General features: G+C 29.8%; 17 protein-coding genes. 4 read left to right on the forward strand and 13 right to left on the reverse strand.

The window, feature by feature from the left end; translation table 11 throughout:
- Nucleotides 1–9: 9 nt before the first annotated feature.
- A complete protein-coding gene (locus AANAER_RS01860; protein WP_206732536.1) occupies nt 10–507 on the reverse strand; it encodes an NlpC/P60 family protein in 498 nt (165 codons plus the stop codon).
- A gap of 90 nt (nt 508–597) precedes the next feature.
- Between AANAER_RS01860 and AANAER_RS01865 the strand changes: the two genes are divergently transcribed.
- Entirely contained in the window at nt 598–1,317 is a 720-nt protein-coding gene (locus AANAER_RS01865; RefSeq protein ID WP_129081524.1) for an SIMPL domain-containing protein, read from the forward strand.
- Here the strand turns inward: AANAER_RS01865 and AANAER_RS01870 are convergent.
- The 8 genes from AANAER_RS01870 to alaS all read right to left on the reverse strand — a co-directional run bounded on the left by AANAER_RS01870 (nt 1,314) and on the right by alaS (nt 9,413).
- Nucleotides 1,314–1,736 (reverse strand): 4Fe-4S dicluster domain-containing protein, encoded by a 423-nt coding sequence (locus AANAER_RS01870; protein ID WP_129081525.1) that lies wholly within the window; start codon nt 1,734–1,736, stop codon nt 1,314–1,316. The two genes, AANAER_RS01865 and AANAER_RS01870, sit on opposite strands and share 4 nt — an antisense overlap.
- Before the next feature lie 6 nt (nt 1,737–1,742).
- Nucleotides 1,743–2,834, reverse strand: a complete 1,092-nt coding sequence (locus AANAER_RS01875) for a hydrogenase large subunit (protein WP_129081526.1) — start codon at nt 2,832–2,834, stop codon at nt 1,743–1,745.
- Nucleotides 2,824–3,174, reverse strand: coding sequence for an NADH-quinone oxidoreductase subunit C (locus AANAER_RS01880; RefSeq protein WP_228711131.1), 351 nt, complete (start codon nt 3,172–3,174; stop codon nt 2,824–2,826). Before AANAER_RS01880 ends, AANAER_RS01875 begins: the two co-directional genes overlap by 11 nt.
- On the reverse strand, nt 3,158–3,682 hold the full coding sequence (locus tag AANAER_RS01885; RefSeq protein ID WP_129081527.1) for an NADH-quinone oxidoreductase subunit B family protein: 525 nt from the start codon (nt 3,680–3,682) through the stop codon (nt 3,158–3,160). The genes AANAER_RS01880 and AANAER_RS01885 overlap by 17 nt, the downstream gene beginning before the upstream one ends.
- Nucleotides 3,679–4,506: an NADH-quinone oxidoreductase subunit H gene (locus AANAER_RS01890; protein WP_044416465.1), complete on the reverse strand. Its 828-nt coding sequence runs from the start codon at nt 4,504–4,506 to the stop codon at nt 3,679–3,681. Before AANAER_RS01890 ends, AANAER_RS01885 begins: the two co-directional genes overlap by 4 nt.
- Nucleotides 4,503–6,251 carry a proton-conducting transporter transmembrane domain-containing protein gene (locus AANAER_RS01895; protein ID WP_129081528.1) on the reverse strand — a complete coding sequence of 583 codons (1,749 nt, stop codon included), beginning with the start codon at nt 6,249–6,251 and terminating at the stop codon, nt 4,503–4,505. The genes AANAER_RS01890 and AANAER_RS01895 overlap by 4 nt, the downstream gene beginning before the upstream one ends.
- A gap of 123 nt (nt 6,252–6,374) precedes the next feature.
- Entirely contained in the window at nt 6,375–6,854 is a 480-nt protein-coding gene (locus AANAER_RS01900; protein WP_044416463.1) for a hypothetical protein, read from the reverse strand.
- 3 nt (nt 6,855–6,857) lie between these two features.
- Nucleotides 6,858–9,413 carry an alanine--tRNA ligase gene (gene alaS, locus AANAER_RS01905; protein WP_129081529.1) on the reverse strand — a complete coding sequence of 852 codons (2,556 nt, stop codon included), beginning with the start codon at nt 9,411–9,413 and terminating at the stop codon, nt 6,858–6,860.
- A gap of 139 nt (nt 9,414–9,552) precedes the next feature.
- Here alaS and trxA point away from each other — a divergent pair, with 139 nt between their 5' ends.
- Nucleotides 9,553–9,870 carry a thioredoxin gene (trxA, locus tag AANAER_RS01910; RefSeq protein WP_129081530.1) on the forward strand — a complete coding sequence of 106 codons (318 nt, stop codon included), beginning with the start codon at nt 9,553–9,555 and terminating at the stop codon, nt 9,868–9,870.
- A gap of 74 nt (nt 9,871–9,944) precedes the next feature.
- Here trxA and AANAER_RS01915 read toward each other — a convergent pair whose 3' ends face one another.
- The gene (locus tag AANAER_RS01915) at nt 9,945–11,288 is read right to left on the reverse strand and encodes an anaerobic C4-dicarboxylate transporter (protein ID WP_129081531.1); all 1,344 of its coding nucleotides are present in this window, start codon (nt 11,286–11,288) and stop codon (nt 9,945–9,947) included.
- A gap of 166 nt (nt 11,289–11,454) precedes the next feature.
- Here AANAER_RS01915 and AANAER_RS01920 point away from each other — a divergent pair, with 166 nt between their 5' ends.
- Together AANAER_RS01920 and AANAER_RS01925 are read left to right on the forward strand one after the other, a co-directional pair.
- Nucleotides 11,455–13,626, forward strand: a complete 2,172-nt coding sequence (locus tag AANAER_RS01920; protein WP_164969328.1) for a sensor histidine kinase — start codon at nt 11,455–11,457, stop codon at nt 13,624–13,626.
- Nucleotides 13,623–14,279 (forward strand): response regulator transcription factor, encoded by a 657-nt coding sequence (locus AANAER_RS01925; protein ID WP_044416455.1) that lies wholly within the window; start codon nt 13,623–13,625, stop codon nt 14,277–14,279. The genes AANAER_RS01920 and AANAER_RS01925 overlap by 4 nt, the downstream gene beginning before the upstream one ends.
- On the opposite strand, the gene AANAER_RS01930 is transcribed toward AANAER_RS01925, so the two are convergent.
- The 3 genes from AANAER_RS01930 to AANAER_RS01940 all read right to left on the reverse strand — a co-directional run bounded on the left by AANAER_RS01930 (nt 14,272) and on the right by AANAER_RS01940 (nt 18,242).
- A complete protein-coding gene (locus AANAER_RS01930) occupies nt 14,272–14,931 on the reverse strand; it encodes a response regulator transcription factor (RefSeq protein WP_129081533.1) in 660 nt (219 codons plus the stop codon). The two genes, AANAER_RS01925 and AANAER_RS01930, sit on opposite strands and share 8 nt — an antisense overlap.
- Nucleotides 14,912–17,122 carry a sensor histidine kinase gene (locus AANAER_RS15050; RefSeq protein WP_228711132.1) on the reverse strand — a complete coding sequence of 737 codons (2,211 nt, stop codon included), beginning with the start codon at nt 17,120–17,122 and terminating at the stop codon, nt 14,912–14,914. Before AANAER_RS15050 ends, AANAER_RS01930 begins: the two co-directional genes overlap by 20 nt.
- Nucleotides 17,123–17,192: 70 nt before the next feature.
- The gene (locus tag AANAER_RS01940; protein WP_129081534.1) at nt 17,193–18,242 is read right to left on the reverse strand and encodes a type II asparaginase; all 1,050 of its coding nucleotides are present in this window, start codon (nt 18,240–18,242) and stop codon (nt 17,193–17,195) included.
- Between the last annotated feature and the right edge of the window lie 31 nt (nt 18,243–18,273).

Consider the following 18,273-nt stretch of genomic DNA (forward strand, 5'->3'; position numbering starts at 1 on the left):
TATCCCCTTTTAATATAAGACTCTTCTTATTTTCCATAAATGTTTGGAAAAATAAGGATTATCAAGTCTTGAAATAATTACGCCTTTTTTTGTAGATACATGCATAAATCTTCCGTTTTTTAGATATATACCCACATGATTTGTTTTAAAACCCGTTTTAAAAAATAGTAAATCTCCCGTAGCTAAATCTTCGGGACTGATGTCTTCTCCTATTTTAAGCTGCATATAAGTGGTTCTTGGAAGATTAAAGTTTAATTTCTCTTTAAAGGTTTTTTGTACAAAAGCAGAGCAGTCAATTCCTTTTTTTGAATAACCGCCGTATTTATACTTTACGCCTTCCCAGTTTTTATATTGTGTAAGTAAATTATTATATATTTTATTATAATCTAAAGATTCAGAGGGTTTGTTATTTATAGTTTTATAATCGATAGAATCATACTTGCTGCTACAGCCTTGTAGTATCAGAATAAGCAGTAAAAAGATAAATTTCAAACAGTTTTTAAACACTAATATACCTAAAAATAGAGATTTGTAACTCTATTGTAACTTAAATTTTCTTAAGTTTAAAAAATTAAGTTACTTTATCAAAGGATTTATATGACGAATTTAAATACAAAATCAATGTTTACCCTGGGAATTTTTATTTTTTTAGGCTTAAGTTCATTAGGATATTTTATCTCTTCTAGCGTAGTTAAGTTTAAACAGTACGATAGATCTGTTACCGTAAAAGGTCTTTCTCAAAAAGAGTATAAAGCCGATATTGTTTTATGGCCTATAAAGTTTGTTCTTCCCGATAACGACTTTTTTAAATTAAATGAAAATATTGAAAAAAATACGAAAATCATACTTGATTTTTTAAAAAATAATGGCGTAACAGATGATGAAATAACAGTTCAATCTCCTTCTATAACCGATAGACTGGCAAGTGATTACTCAAACAGCAGAAATTTTGAATATAGATATTTAGGAAAAAGAACAATAAATATATATTCAAAAAACGTTGATAAAATAAGGGAAACTATTTCCAAACTAAATGAGTTGACAAAAGAGGGTATTGTTTTTAAAATTGATGATTATGATACACGAATTGAGTATATTTTTACAAAATTAAATGAAGTAAAACCTTTGATGATAGAAGAGTCTACAAAAAAAGCAAGAGAAGTAGCTTTAAAGTTTGCAAAAGATTCAAGCAGTAAATTAGGAAAAATCAAAAAAGCCAGACAAGGACAGTTTAGTATTACTAACAGAGATAAAAACACTCCTTATATAAAAACAGTCAGGGTTGTTTCTACCGTTGAGTATTATTTAAGCGATTAAGAGGACTCCTCTTTTTTAGCTTTTTTAAGATTTTTATAATCAATTCTGCTCTGTTTTGCATCATTGTAGAGTTTTTTCCAGTTTGTCACAAGAAAATTGTCTTTTATTCCAATTTCCGGTTTATTTTCGCTATGAGTTAAGGCTTGATCTGTTTTTGGGCAGTTTCTAACGCATTCACCGCAATAGATACAAAGATATTCATTATAATTATACTCTTTTGTGCCGTCTTCATTTTGATGAAAAACTATGGCTTTGGGAGGACAGACTTTCTCGCATTTATCACAAAAAATACACTCATTTACATCATAAACAATCAAACCTCTATATTTTGGAAAATGTTTAATAGTTTCAGCCGGATAGTTTTTTGTTACGGGTTTTTTAAAAATATTTGTAAAAGATTCAACTATTGATTTAAACATAATTCTCTACTTTGCCGTACATGACATACAAGGATCAAATGAGGCTAAAATTGCATGAGCATCTGCATAATTAGCACCTTTAAAAACATTTACCATTGCAGGAATTTGAGAAAAAGTAGGTGTTTTTATTCTTACTCTTTGAAGCATATTTTTTCCTGTTGCATTAAGATAATAAAATATTTCACCCCTTGGAGCTTCTATTCTCATAAAAGTTTCCCCTTTTGGTTTACCTTTAACTTTTTCCATAATTTCACCTTCCGGAACTCCGTCAACTATATTTCTAACCATTTTAATAGAGTTTTTTATCTCCCTTAATCTAACCATATTTCTTGAATGAATATCTCCTCCTTGTTCTAAAACAAGTTCATATCCCACTTCATCGTAAGGAAAATCGGAAGTTTCAAGTCTTACGTCTATCTTAGCTCCGCAGGCTCTCGCCATCGGTCCTAAAGCGTTCATATTATAAGCATCTTCTTTGCTTAAGTGCCCTATGTTTTTATATTTTAAACTTAAAGACCAGTTATTTGTAAATTTATCTATTAAGTCATCAATTTTTTCTTCAAGCAAGGAAATATTTTTTTTCAAAAGTTTTTCCGTTTCCAAGTCTAGATCCCTGTTTACTCCACCTATTGAGACATAATCAAACTGAACTCTGTTTCCCGAGATTGCTTCTTGAATATCCATTACAAGTTCTCTGTCAGCCATTATTTTCATAAACATACCTTCAAAGCCTGCATTTTCGCTTACATGGGCAAGACATAGCATATGAGAGTGGATTCTGTCTAATTCAAGCATTAAAAGTCTTAGATATTTTATCTTTTTATTAACTTCATGATCTAACAGTTTTTCAACACCAATGGTATAAGATAAAGAGTGGGTAATAGCACAAAGTCCGCAAACTCTTGCAACTACATATCCTACTTGCTTAAACTCAAAATTTGTAGTGCAGGCTTTCTCTATTCCTCTGTGAACAAAACCTACATCCCAATCTACATCGACTATTTTTTCGTTTTGTGTTGAAAAGTTAAATCGAATTGGTTCCAAAAGGGAAATATGTTGGGAACCAAGAGGTATATTTATTGTTTTTTTAGTTGCCATTTTTTTCCTTTAAAGGAGTTTGTTGTGAAGTTTCATCAAGATAAAGACCTTTTTTTATAGTTTGAATTTTTAAACCGAATAGATCAACTATCTCCATCTCACTCATTATTGCACTTGGGATTATATCTGTTATTGTAGGAACTGTTGCATTAAAAGCTACGTCACATTCAAAAACCGTGAAATTCTCTTTTTCTTCATACTTTGAAAATATCCATTGCAGCTTGCAGGTCCCTTCTATATCATTCGCATTTAAACATACAAAATGCCAAAGATCAGGTTTATAAAACTCTTTGATTTTGTTTTTTACTTCATCTATATTTACTTCAATTTTTTCTATCATCTATATTTCCTGCAAATTTTGTTCTGTCGATACTAGCTTTGCTTTCATCAAGCTCTCCTAAGAGTTTTTTAGGTTTTTCTATCTCTTTTGTTTTTTGCTCTAAAATTTCCAAACCTTTTACAACACCGTCAATTATAAGTTCCGGACTTGCCGCACAGCCCGGAATATATACATCAACAGGAATATATTTATCTATTCCGTTTTCCACATTGTACATATCATTAAATACTCCACCCGTACAAGTACAACTTCCAACTGCAACTACGACTTTTGGTTCGGGCATTTGGGTATAAAGTTCTACTAATCTCTCTCTTGAACGATAGGTTAAAGGACCTGTTACCAAAAAAATATCCGACTGTTTTGGATTCCCGTTGTTTAAAATACCGAATCTTTCCAAATCATATTTAGGAGCCAAAGCTGCAAGTATCTCTATATCGCAGCCGTTACAGCTTCCGCAGTTGTAATGAAGTATCCAAGGGGATTTTTTTCTATATTTTTTTAAACTCATAGAACACTTCCTAAAATATTTATACTAACTAAAATCACTCCTAAGCCTAAAACAATTTTTACCATATGATTTATTTTTATCCTAGCTGTAGAGTTATCTACTAAATTTACAAATAAAAAGGTAAAAAGAACTAAAATTGTTCCAAGAAGATGATTACTCCCTGCTAAAATATAGACGAAACTATAAGCAAAAATCATCTCTAAAAATTTTGCGGCATATAAGAACTCGTAAAATATTGAGCCGAACTCTATTTCTATTCCTCCTACTATCTCTTGGTGAGCTTTAGGTGCATCAAAAGGAGAGAGTTTTGTAATTGAAGGGATTATAAGCAAAAGGGCAAAATATACAAAAAGCAAAGATAAAAAATGTGAAGGTGAGTTTAAAATTTCACTTATTTCAAAACTTCCGTATACTAAATATATTGCAATACAGACCAAAAGAAGTACGGGTTCATATGCAACGATTGAGAGAAGTTTTCTATTTGACCCTAAATGAGAAAAGATAGATTTCACGCTAAAGCCTGCAAGTATTAAAATAATAGAAGATAATAGATGTAAAAATATTATATAAAGAAGATTAAATCCCATATAAATTAACCCTACTACGCACCAAAGGGTGACAAAATAAAAAAGTCCCAAAAGGGTATGGGTTTTGTTTACTATTAAGGCTCTTTTATCCATAAGTTTATACATATCAAAAATAGGCTGCATAAGAGGAGGTCCTATTCTTCTTTGCATTTTTGCTTTTAAAACTCTTTGTGCACCTTCAAAAAAAGCTGCATATACAGGAGCAAAAAGGATTAAAAAAAATGTTATTGTATTCATAAAGCCAATCCTAATATAACTATTGCAAAAAGCATAAATATAAAACTATTTTGAAGTATAGTTTTATATTTGTCAAAATCATAATAAAATACTCCCACATTGTGGGTATATTTCTCTCCGCACGAATACTCTTTAACTCTGTCTATGCCTTTAAATTTTGCTTTTTTCAGAAAAATAAAAAAAGCAAAAAAGAGTAAAAGGATTATAATTGTAAACATTATAAGACTTAATTTGGAATAAACAATTACAAGTAATGAAACAAGTGCAATAAAAAATAAGATATAAGAGGTAAAGGTAAACTCTTTTGGTATTTTATGCTCTAAAACCTCATGTTCGGTTGAAGATCTGTCTATTAGTTTTGAAGCAACTTTAAAATATAGAAGAACCAAAATTGAGGAACCTATAACTAAAGAGATTACAACTAAAAGATAAAAAGGGTTTTGTTTTATTAAAAAGCTTAAATACTCTATTGAAAATAATTTCGCAAAAAACAGACCAAAAGGAGGAAGCGTAATTGAAGCAAAAGCCAAAAGAATAAAAATAGTAAGTTTTGGTGCTTTTTCAAAAAGCAGAGTAAAATCTTCAATACTTTTTATATGAAACTCTTTTTCCAAAATCCCCGCAATCATAAAAAGCAAGGCTTTTGAAACAGCATGGAAAAATATCAGATATAAAGTAATAGTAAAAGCCTCTTTTGTACCGATTGCCGCAATACTTACCATTAAAGCCAAAAGTGCGATGGTAGAGTAGGCTAAAATCTCTTTGAAATTATCTTTCCCTAAAGATTGTAAAGATACTACGACAAAAACAAGCATCGCAAAACAACTTATTAAAAAAGAGATTAAAGGAGAAAAGGCATAAGAGATTTTAAGTATTAAAAAGGGTGCAATTTTTACCATAGTAGCACTATGAAGTATGGCACTAACAGGTGTTGGCGCAACCATCGCCCCTAAAAGCCAGCTTTCAAAAGGTTTTGAAGCACCTTTTACAAAAGCTGCAAAAGCTAAAAATATAGTTATTAAAACAGCATTATTGTTTATATTTGTAAAATAGATAGAACTGTTTGTATGAATTGCTATAATTACAGCAAAAAGAATAAAAACTCCGCCTATTTGATTTATCCACAAAGCTCGAAGAGAATTGTTTATGGAAATTTCATCTTCTCTGAATCTAATTAAAAGATACGAAGATAGAGTTGTTAATTCAAAAAAGAAGAAAAAGAGCATAAAACTATTTGAGATAACTACCATATTCATAATAAAAATAAAAAACCATAAATAAGAAAGAAAAAAGGTTTTTCTTTCTTGTGAACAATCCTCATACTCTATATATTTGAGAGCATAAATAGCAATTATAGAACCTACTAGATTTATAACTAAAAGCATAAAAAAAGATAATTTGTCTGCATAAAAATCACTAAATATCTCATTTTCTAAAAAAGTCTCGCCGTAAGTAAATAAAAATAGTTGAATTAAAGCTAAGCAGAGTACTTTTAGACTTTTAAACTTAAATCCTATATAAGCAAAATAGAGTAAAAGCAGAGTGTCTAAACTTATAATTATATAGTGCAAAGTGCTGTTTATAGAGAACTGGACAACTGCATCAATAGATAAAAGATATAAAGAAACTGCACTTAAAACTATAGCCGAAATTGCTGAAAACGTATAAATAATTTTCTTATTATTGGATAAAACAGAGGCTGAAACAAAAAGAGGAAGTAAAATATAAAGAATGAGCATATACATTATTTTATATCCTTAAAATTTTATACTTAAGTATAGTAAAAAAAAGTTACAGAACTATTTAATAAAGGCTGATTTTACCAATAAAATAAGAAGTTGTTTTGATTTTTTACAACTTCTTGATTTTTAAAATCCTCTTAGTGTAATTCCTAAATAAATAGCAACAATTCCTAAAAGTATATTAAGGGGAATAAGATAGTTGGCTATTGGAGCCAATTTCTCTTTTGCCAAAGGAAGTTTTCCTTCATCAAAAGCTTTTTGTGCTTGGTTTCTTTTTATAAAAATTACGGCAAAAACTATAGTCATAATAGTCCAAACACTCTCTTTTGCTATAACGATTGAGTATAAAGGAGTTCCTTTAAATCCAAGAGCAATTATCATAATTATTGCAGTTAAAAGCAAAACAATAATTGAAGGGATTACCATATTAAAAAATCTTCTAAGATTTTCCAGTGTTCTTCCAAGTTTTATTTTAGGATCTTGAACCTCTTGCATAGAGTAATGAACGGCAAGTCTTATTGCTATCATTCCTCCAACCCAGATTACGGCACTTATAACATGTAAAAAAACAATTATTGAAGAGAAGTTATGAAATAGTGTTTCCATCTCTTATAAATTCTCCTTTACAAATTTTAGTGCCGCTTCTTTTGCTTCATCGATTTTTGAAATATCTTTTCCTCCTGCTTGGGCAAAGTCGGGTCTTCCACCTCCGCCTCCGCCTACAATAGGAGCAATATTTTTAATCCAGTCGCCTGCTTTGATTGCCGTATTTTTAGATCCTGCAACCAACATTACTTTTTCGCCTTTTGGCTGAATAAGCATAATAGCGACTTTCTCATTTCCGTTTTTATAATCATCAACTATTTTTTTAATATCACCGTTTTTTACGATATCTACAACTATTTTTGTATCGCCTATAAGCTCTTCATTAATAGGAGCGGCAACTGAGTTTTGTGCAAGTTCCAACTCTTTTTTAAGCTCTTTTATTTGATCTTTTAATTTTTTAATACCTAAAAGGACATCACTGTTTTTAACTTCTGTTTGCACTTCATTCATTTTAGAGATAATATCTTTTGTGTATTTAATAGCCGACAATCCGCAAACAGCTTCTATTCTTCTAACTCCTGCACTGACTCCCGATTCTTTTGTAATATAAAAAGAACCTATATCATGAGTATTTCTTACGTGAGTTCCACCGCAAAATTCAACAGAAGCATCTTCAAAGCTTACAACTCTTACAACATCTCCGTATTTCTCACCGAACATAGCTATTGCGCCTTTTTCTTTGGCTTCTTCAATAGGTAACTCTTCGGTTTTTCCTTCAATACCTCTTGCAATCATTGTATTTACTAGATCTTCAACTTCTTCTATCTCTTCGTTTGTCATAGCTTTAGGGTAAGTAAAGTCAAATCTTAGTCTATTTGCATCATTTAATGAACCTGCTTGTGAAACAGTATCTCCAAGTACCATTTTTAAAGCACTTTGAAGTAAATGCGTTGCAGAGTGGTGTTTTGCTATTTCCCATCTGTTTACTACAACTGCCGAAACTTTTTCATCTTTTGTTAAAGTTGATTTTTCAACCGATACTTTAGATAAATTAACTCCGTGGAATTTTTGAGTTGTTTTAACAATAGCAATATGTTCATCATCTTCTAATGCGCCCACATCTCCTTCTTGTCCACCGCTTGTAGCATAAAACGGAGTTTTGTCAAGCATCACCCAACCTTTTTCACCTTTAGATAATTTTTCTACTTCATTGAAACTTTCATCTAGCAGTGCAACTATTTTACTGTCGTATGTTGTATGATTATATCCTACGAATTCATTTATTCCGTATTTTTCAATTAAGGCTTTGAAATCACCCTCTTTAGCAGCGTCTCCGCTACCTTTCCAAGCAGCTTTTGCTTTTGTTTTCTGCTCATTCATAAGTTCGTCAAATTTTTCTACATCAACTTGGATATTTTTGTCTCTTAACATATCTTGAGTTAAGTCTAAAGGGAAACCTTTTTCATCATAAAGTTTAAATGCAATTTCACCGCTGAACAGCTCTTTTGTTTTTTCAAGCTCTTCATTAAATAAAGCCATACCCGATTCAATAGTTTTGAAAAATCTCTCTTCTTCTAAAGTTAATTGTTCTTTTACATATTTTTTCTGTTCAATAAGCTCTTTATAATGAGAACCCATAATATCGCAAAGTGTATCATAAAGTTTTGCCATAAAAGGCTCTCTAAAGCCAAGAAGGTATCCGTGTCTTACGGCTCTTCTCATAATTCTTCTGTTTACATAAGGTCTTCCTTCATTTCCAAAAAGAATACCTTGGCTTAACATAAAAGCATTGGCTCTTAAATGATCCGCAATTACTCTATATGAACCGATTGTTTCAGATGTTACTTTTTTACCTGATAATTCTTCAATCTTTTTTATAATAGGTTGAAAGTTAGATGAATCAAAGTTATTAAAAACACCTTCTTTGATTGCAATAACTCTTTCTAAACCCATACCTGTATCTATTGAAGGTTTAGGAAGAGGTGTTAAAGTACCGTCTGCACTTCTTTCATACTGCATAAAAACTAAATTCCAGATCTCTAAAAATCTGTCACCGTCTCCACCCATTTTATCTTCAGGAGAGTTGAAATTTTCTGCACCTTGATCATAAAAAATTTCAGAACAAGGTCCACATGCACCGGTGTCACCCATTGACCAAAAATTATCTTTATCCCCGAATCTCATAATTCTTGAAGGATCAATATGTTTTGACCAAATTTCAAAAGCTTCATCGTCACTGTCATGAACCGTAACCCATAATTTCTCAATAGGAAGAGCTAAGTTTACCGTAATAAATTCCCATGCGTAAGCTATTGCATCCTCTTTGAAATAGTCTCCGAAAGAGAAATTTCCTAACATCTCAAAAAGTGTATGGTGTCTTGCCGTATAACCGACATTTTCTAAATCGTTATGTTTCCCTCCGGCTCTTACGCAAAGCTGACAAGATGTTGCTCTTGGGTTTTTAGGTCTAGGAACAGCTCCCGTAAAAATATCTTTAAATTGTACCATTCCCGCATTTGTAAACATTAATGTAGGATCATCGGGCACTAACGGCATTGATGATATTACTTCATGTCCTTTGTTTTTAAAAAACTCTAAATACTCTTTTCTAATATCCATATAAACTACCCATATTAAATTTGGGACTTATTCTAACTAAAAATTTATTTATGATAGATTAGGGGTATAAAAGATACAACTTTTTTTAAGGTTTAATAAGTATAATTTTGAATAAGTACATTATAAAAAAGGAAAAAACATGGGTAAATATATAGATTTAACTCCTGAAAACTTTAAACAAGTTACTGGTTCCGGCGTATCATTGGTAGATTTTTGGGCTCCATGGTGTGGACCTTGTAGAATGATTGCTCCTGTAATCGAAGAGTTAGCAGAAGAGTTTGAAGGGAAAGCTAACATTTGTAAAGTTAATACAGATGAGCAACAGGACTTAGCAGTAGAGTATGGAATTAGATCTATTCCAACTATTATTTTTATGAAAGATGGAGAAATAGTCGATCAAATGGTTGGTGCCTCATCAAAGCAAGCTTTTGTTGATAAAATTAACTCTTTCTTATAGGAGAGGTTAAGCTTTAGATAAAAAAAGGGAGACGGATTTTATTCTGTCTCCCTTTTTTTGTAGAGAAAAACTTTTTAAATAATTCCATATAATTTCGCTAATATAAATCCTACAGTTGAAGCTGTACCTACTCCAAGAATTCCAGGAATAATAAAACTATGATTTATAACAAATCTACCTATTCGTGTAGTTCCTGATCTATCAAAACTAATTGCTGCTAAATCACTTGGATAAGTCGGTAAAATATAATAACCGTAACAAGCAGCAGCAAATGCAGCAATAACACCCGGGTCAACACCGACAGATAAAGCAATAGGCACAATTGCGGCTAATGCAGCACCTTGTGAGTTAACCAATTTAGATACAAATACAAGAACTAATGCATATGCCCAAGGATATTGTGCAACAATATTTCCCATTACATCTTTGATATCACCGATATGCGCACCAAACATTGTTTTTGTCATCCATGCAACACCGTAAACAGCGATTAATGCAACCATACCTGATTTAAATACTGCGTTGCTTGAAATATCTTTTGGTTTAACTTTTGCAACTACAAAGATAATTGCCCCCGCTGTTAACATAAACATTTGAATTACGTAAACCATAGATAAAGCTTTTCCATTTACAATTGGTCTCATTTCAGGGAATGCTCCCAAGATTGCTACAACAACAATTGCCCCTAAGAAAATCCACATTGCATTCCATTGAGATTGTGGCAATTTTTGATTTAGCAATGTTGTATTTTCACCGTAAATATATTTTTTTGTTTCAGGATCTTTAATTTTTTCTTGAAACTCTTCATCATCTTCTAAGTCTTTACCTCTAAACATACTCCAAAATCCTATAACAAGTACACCACAGATAGCACCAGGAATAGTAATAGACAATAACTGAACTAAGTCAAGTTCATTACCGTTGATCATAGTATGCCCAGAAAGCATTGCCACTAGTGAAACTACTGCAACAGATACGGGAGAAGTTATAATTCCCATTTGTGCGGCAATTGTACTAGCTGCCATAGGTCTCTCAGGTCTAATTCCTTTTCTAATTGCAATGTCATAAATAATAGGCAACATTGTATATACTACATGTCCTGTACCACATAAGAAAGTTAATGTTAACGTACTTAACGGAGCCAAAAATGTAATATGTTTAGGATGTTTTCTTAACAAACGTTCTGCTAATTGCAGCATTACATCCAAACCACCTGATGCTTGTAGCGTAGCTCCTGCTGTAATAACCGCTAACATTACAAGCATAACTTTTATAGGAGGATTACCAGGAGGCAAACCAAACCCAAACACAAGTAATACTACTCCTATACCACCGAATAACCCTAGTGCAAGACCACCTTTTCTTGCGCCCATGAATAATACTGCTAAAACAATAATTAGTTGAATTGTAAAATCCATAATAGCTCCTTTTTTTCATTCTAATGAATGTTTATTCATAATGTAATTGTAAAGATATAAAGTGTTATTAGTATGACAATTTAAAAAAGTATAAAGAAAATAAACTAATATTAAAAAATAAGTCTAGTGATATTTATTTTTAATGTAATTTTGCTATTATATGAAGATGAAAAAATTATTATTCCTATTTATTTTACTTTTTACTATCAATCTATCTGCTTCCTCTATTCTTATTTTGAATTCTTATCATAAGGGATATGAATGGAGTGATAACATTATAAACGGAATGGAAAATTTCTTTTATAAAAAAAGGGATTTAGATATTAATATTTTATATATGGATTCAAAAAGGGTTACTTCAAAAGAGTATTATGAAAGTTTAGAAAAACTTTATAAAGTTCAATTAAAAAATAGAAAATATGATTTAATTATTGCAGTCGATAGATTTGCATATGATTTTATCTTGAAAAATTATTATGAATTTTTTACGACTGAACCTATATTAGCAGTAGGAATAGAAAACTTTTCATATGAAAAAGCAGAAAAATATGGTGTTGCAAACAGGGTTTCTGCACTTTTAGAAAAAAGAGATCTACAAGGCAATGTAGATATTATAAGAACAATTTTCCCTAGCATTAAAAAACTTTATATAATAAATGATAAAAGTTTAAATGCTTTACATACTGAACCCCTTATTTACAATCTAATAGATAATTTTAACGGAAGTTTTGATTTGATTTATCTAAAAGAGGATAATTTAGAAAATTTAAAAAAGAAGTTTTCAGAAAAAGAAGAGTCTAGTGCGGCACTTTTTATAAGATTTTATAAAAATAAAAACGGAGAGTTAAATAAAAACCAAGAGATAGCAGATTTTATAAAAAATGCCAAAATACCTATTTTTGTTACAGATTCTATTTTTATAAAAAGAGGAGCTACTGGAGGGAAAGTTATAGATTTAAACAGGTTTGGGCAGACATCAGGACAGATGGCATTGGATATTTTGTCTAAAAAAACTAATAAAATTGTAGAATCCAAAGATCTATATTATATTTTTGATTCTACAAAACTGGGTGAATTTACGCTTCCTGTTGATGCTTTAAAAGTACCTTATGAATTGGTTAATAAAAGATTGACCTATTATGACAGACACAGAGGATTTATAAATTTTGTTTTTACGATTTCTCCTCTTTTGATTTTTTTAATTTTAGGACTTATTCATAATATATATATGAGAAAACAGGTTGAAAAGGATTTAAGAAGAAGAATAGAGTTTGACGAAACTTTGTTAAATGCTATAGAGAGTCCTATTTTTTGGGAAGATTTTCAAGGTGTAATTGTTGATTCCAATGAAACATTCTGTAAACTTTTGAAATTGACTTGTAAAGATTTATATGGGAAAAAACTTGAAGACTTTAAAAATAATAAATATGTAAAAAGTGTTATAGAAATACTTGATAAATATAAACAGAATGAAGATGAAAATTATGAGTTTGATTACTTTGATGATAATTTGAAAAAAAGAATATATTTGGTAAAACAAGAGAAATTTAAAGATGAAAAAACAAAATCAGAGGGGTTTGTTACAATCTTTACCGATATTACAAAAGAGAAAGAGATAACTTTGGAAAAACAGAAAAATAGACAGTTTGTTATTCAGCAAAGTAAATTGGCAGAAATAGGTGAAGTTTTTTCCTCTATTGCCCATCAATGGAAATCTCCTCTTGTTGAAATAACTGCAATAGCCCAAGAACTTTTTTATACAAAAAAGTGTAAAGATTTAAAAGAAGATGACAGCTTTGTAAAAGATATAATGAATCAAGTAACATATATGACAAATACTATAAATGATTTTCAAAAATTTATAATGCCTTCAAACAAAGAAATTGAATTTAATATTAAAGAGGCGATTGAATCAATGCTTCAAATAGTACATCACAATATGAAATATAATAATATAAAAATATCTTTGTATATAAAAGAGGATACAAAGCTTGAAGTTTATGGATATAAAAATGAGTTTATGCAATCATGTTTGAATATAGTAAATAATGCAAAAGATGCCTTGTTAAGCAAAGATTATAAAAATAGAAGAATTGATATAAAACTTTTTAATGAAAAAAATTGGTTAATTATTAAAATAAAAGATAATGCCGGTGGAATAAAAAAGAAAAATATGAATAAAATCTTTGAACCTTATTTTACAACGAAAGATAACGGTCACGGGATAGGTCTTTATATGACGAAAGTTATAATTGAGGATAAAATGAAGGGTAAAATTTTCGTAGAAAATGTAGAGGAGGGAGCTATGTTCACTATAAAATTGGAACAAAACCGATGAAAGTTTTAGTACTTGAAGATAATGAAAGACTTTCTAACGTTATTAAACAAGCATTGATTGAAGAAGGTTATATTGTTGATTGTTTTTATGATGGAGATGAAGCTTTTGAAGTTTTAGGAAATGGCTATTCATGTTTTATTTTGGATATAAATGTTCCCAATTTAGATGGAATATCAATTTTAGAATATATAAGATTAAATCATTCCAATACTCCTGTAATAATAATTAGTTCAAATCATGATTTGGAAAAAGTTCAGAAATCTTATGAAACAGGCTGTGACGATTATCTTAAAAAACCTTTTTATATCTTTGAGCTTGTGCAAAAAGTAAAAAAATTTTGTAATTCAGAAGGTCAGTATATTGTCTTTAATGATTTGTTTAAATATGATTTCCAAAACCATATTTTATATAAAGATAAAGAAGAGATAGAATTAACAAAAAAAGAGATTTTATTTTTAGAACTTTTTGTAAAAAACCTTCACCACCTTGCCTCTTATGAAGAGATAGAGGAATATGTATGGGAAGGAGAAGAGACAAATCTAATTAATATCAGGGGAATGATTAAAAGGCTTAGAAAAAAAATTCCCGAAGATGGAATTGTTATTGTTAAAGGATTGGGTTACTCTTTAAATAAAAATGTGAAAATCATTTGACTTCCACTTCTGTTGCGTTCATTGAATAACCGATTCCTTTTACAATTTTAATAGAGTTCTCAGGAATTTTTTTTCTTATTCTTTTTACCAAAGCTCTTATATTCATTAGTGTAGAGGGATCTCCTTCCCATACATATTCTTCAATTTCATCGAAACTAAATACTCTATGGATATCTTTTGCCAAAAGTTCAAGAAGTAGAATCTCTTTTTTTGCCAATTTTATCTCTTGCTGGTCTTTTATTAAAAATCTTTTGTCAAAATCAAGAATATATCCTTCTCCTAGATCTATTTTTGTGGCTTTCAAAGAACAAAGTTTTTGAATTTTCTGGGTTAATTCATACATAAAAAACGGTTTTTTGAGATAATCGTCACAACCTGTTTCATAAGATTTTTGTATTTTTTCTAAATCATGATTTGAACTAATTATTATTACAGGAGTATTGGAATGATTTAATCTTATATATTCTAAAATTGATATTCCATCTAAATTTGGAACATTAATATCTAAAATAAAACATGAATAACCATCTGCCAATGCCGTTAAGGCATCTTCTCCATCATAAAAACAATCAACTATATAACCGCATCTTGTAAGTGCATTTTCAATTAGTTTGCACAATCTTTCATTATCTTCAAGAACTAATATTTTCATTGAAACTCTCCATTCTTATAATAAATTTTGCACCTTGTGCCGTATTCTTTGCTTTAATCTCTCCGCCTATTTTATCTTCTATAATCAGTTTTGCCATATAAAGACCTATTCCGTGACCGTTTACTTTTGTTGTAAAATAGGGTTCAAAAATCAAGTTTAAATTCTCTTTGGGAATACCTTCTCCGTTATCCTCAATCTCTATTTGTATACATTGATTTATATTTTTTATAGAGATAAGAATTTCTCCTTTTTTTATTTTAGATTTTGCCCTTTTTTTTATTATGGAATCTTTTGCATTATTTACTATATTTAATAAAGTTTGCATCAATTCATTTTTATAACCAAGTATCATAAGGTTTGTTTTAGGGGCTACTTCTACATTTACATTTATATAATTATATTTCATGTTGTGTCTGATGATTTCAAGCATTTCATAAACAGATTCACTTATATCAAAAACCGATTTTTTAGTAGAAGGCATAATAAATTTTTGAAAATTATTAATAGTTTCAGTCATATATCTTACTTGAATCATAATATCATTCACGTATTTGTTATTTACTTCATCTATTTCACCTTCTGCATTAAATATTTGTTCCTGAGCAATAGTGGCAATCTCGACCAAAGGAGATTTCCATTGATGGGCAATAGAGGAGAAGATTTCGCCGATTTCGGCAAGTTTACTTTGTTGTATTATAAACTCTTGGTGTTTTGCTTTTTCCGCTATGGCCTGTCTCTCTTTTGTAATATCTGTTAAAACCGTAACCGTACCGCTTGTTTTGTAAATATTTTCTATATAATCTGTTTGATGAATCAAATATATTTTTTCTTTGTTATGGTTGTTTTTTATTATTAATTCATTGTTTCCTAGTTTTTTATTAATAAAAGGTTTTAAAAGTTCTTTTATAGAAGAGTTCTCAGCTTCTTCAAGTGATTTTGCAATGTTAAGATTATTTACTTCTTTAAGTTTCATAAATTCATTAAATTTTGTATTTGACGTGACTATTTTACCTCTTTCATCCTGCCATACGATAGGACTTTTAATGGCATTTAAAAGAATTTTGTCTAATTCTATTCTTTGTTGTAATATCTTTGAACTGCGAATTTTAAGTATTAAATTATGAATAAGACCGAAAATAAGAAGAAGTAAAAATGGTGAAATTATAAATACCGTGTCAATAAATTTTCTGTATCTATCGAAAAAAGATTTAGGAAAGTTGACATATACAAATTTGTCTTTTAAATTTCTTAGATTTAATTGAAATTTTTGAGCTTTTTTATAATCAAAAATAAGTTCATAATAATCTTCTTTTTTAATAAAAGGCATTTTTATATCTTTATTTAGTATAGATAATATATCTTTCCCTGCATCTAAACCTAAATGATTTACATTTACAAGTTTTCCTCCTGCTGACCCTTTACCTATAAAAAGAGTATCAGTAGTAAAGACGGGAAGATTAGAATTATTTATAAAATTTGCGATTTCGCTGTTTTTATAAAGTTTACCGTGTCTGTCGTTGTAAAATCTGACAAAAAGTATTGCTTCATTTTTTCTATATTTTGAAAATTTTTTAGATAATTCATTCAAAGTTGATTCTCTTATATACTCTATATCAATATTCTCTTTTTTTTGTTGAATAAGTTTTTGTATAAAAGGATCACTATCTTTCCCGTTTTTACTTGCATCATTTATAATATAGAGTTTTTTAAGTTTTGGGATTAACTTTTGAATAATATTTACTGTCTCTTTTATTGCTCTTTTTTCAAGTAGACCTGAAACTTTTTTTTCAAGTCCGTATTTTTTTACATCCTCTTTTGAATATTGCTCTATTCCTATAAAATAAAGAGGTTCATTTTTAAATAGTTCTTTATAATTTTGTAATGAAAATTCATATGAAAATTTATCAAGAGCAACTATCAAATCATAATTTGCTTTTTTTAACTGCACTTGATACAGCTCTTTTAATTCTTTATAATATTCAGCAGAAGCTATTCTTTTTGAATCCATGTATAAAACGTTTATATTAATATTTGTATTATATAAAACTTTTTCTATACCTGTAATAACTTTATCGCTCCACTGAAAACCTCTATGATATGAGTTTATTATGAGTACATTTTTATTTTCCAATGCAAAAAGAAGAGTGTGGAAAAAACATAGAAGAAGAATAACTAGAGCAAATTTTTTCATTTTAAAACCTTTAATAAAAGAACCTTATTATACTCAAAAAAGAGAAGAGAAAAAATCTTCTCTTCTTTTTTTAATATTCAAAGAACATTTGTTGAAGTTTATCTCTATAATGAGTTTTTGTTAAACCCAACATCAATAAAACTCTTGCTTTTTGAGAATTTAAATCGTCTGTTACGATAAATCCGTGTTTTTTATCATTAACCTCTCCATGAAGGTTAGTTCTACCTGATCCGACTCTTGAACTTCTTGCTACTACAACACCCTCTTTACTTGCAGTATCCAACGCTTCTAATGTTTTTGGGAATAAATTTCCATTTCCCATTCCTGCATGGATAATTCCTTGTGCACCTGCTTTAACTGCAGCTTTAACAAATAAATCAGTATCATCTGCATGACCGTATATAATATCAACTCTAGGCAGTTTATTGATTTTTTCAATATCAAACTCTGTATCAAAAGTATGTTTTCTTAAAGGTTGCATATAATAGTGTACATCTCCGTAATAAACAGTTCCTATTTTCCCTGTATTAACAGAAGCAAAAGCATTTACTGCTGAGGTATTTACTTTTGTAACCTCTCTTGCAGCATGAATTTCATCATTCATTACAACTACAACACCTTTATTAAAACTTTGTTTAGAAGTTGCTACGCTAACGGCATTATAAAGGTTTAAAGGACCGTCAGGACTCATTGAAGAACCTGATCTCATAGAACCTACGAGAACTATGGGTTTTTTAATTTTTACTGTTAAATCTAGAAAATATGCAGTTGCTTCCATTGTATCTGTACCGTGTGTAATTACAACACCGTCTACACTATCTTTTTTTAGTAATTCATTTACTCTTTTTGCAAGTTTTAACCAAACTTTGTTTGTCATCTCTTGAGAACCGATATTAGAAATTTGTTCTCCTTTGATAGTCGCCAATTTGTTTATATCAGGAACAGCTGCAAGTAATTTATCTACTGTTACTGCTCCTGCTGAGTATGAACTGTTTACAGATGATTCACCTGCACCTGCAATAGTTCCTCCTGTTGCCAAAATTGTAATATTCGGTTTTGCAAAAAGCATAGATGCACCGATTAGACTCAATACTGCAACTCTTTTTAATAACTTTCTCATTTTTTCTCCTTTGTTATAAGAACTTATCTAT

Source organism: Halarcobacter anaerophilus, from assembly GCF_006459125.1.
GTDB lineage: Bacteria > Campylobacterota > Campylobacteria > Campylobacterales > Arcobacteraceae > Halarcobacter > Halarcobacter anaerophilus.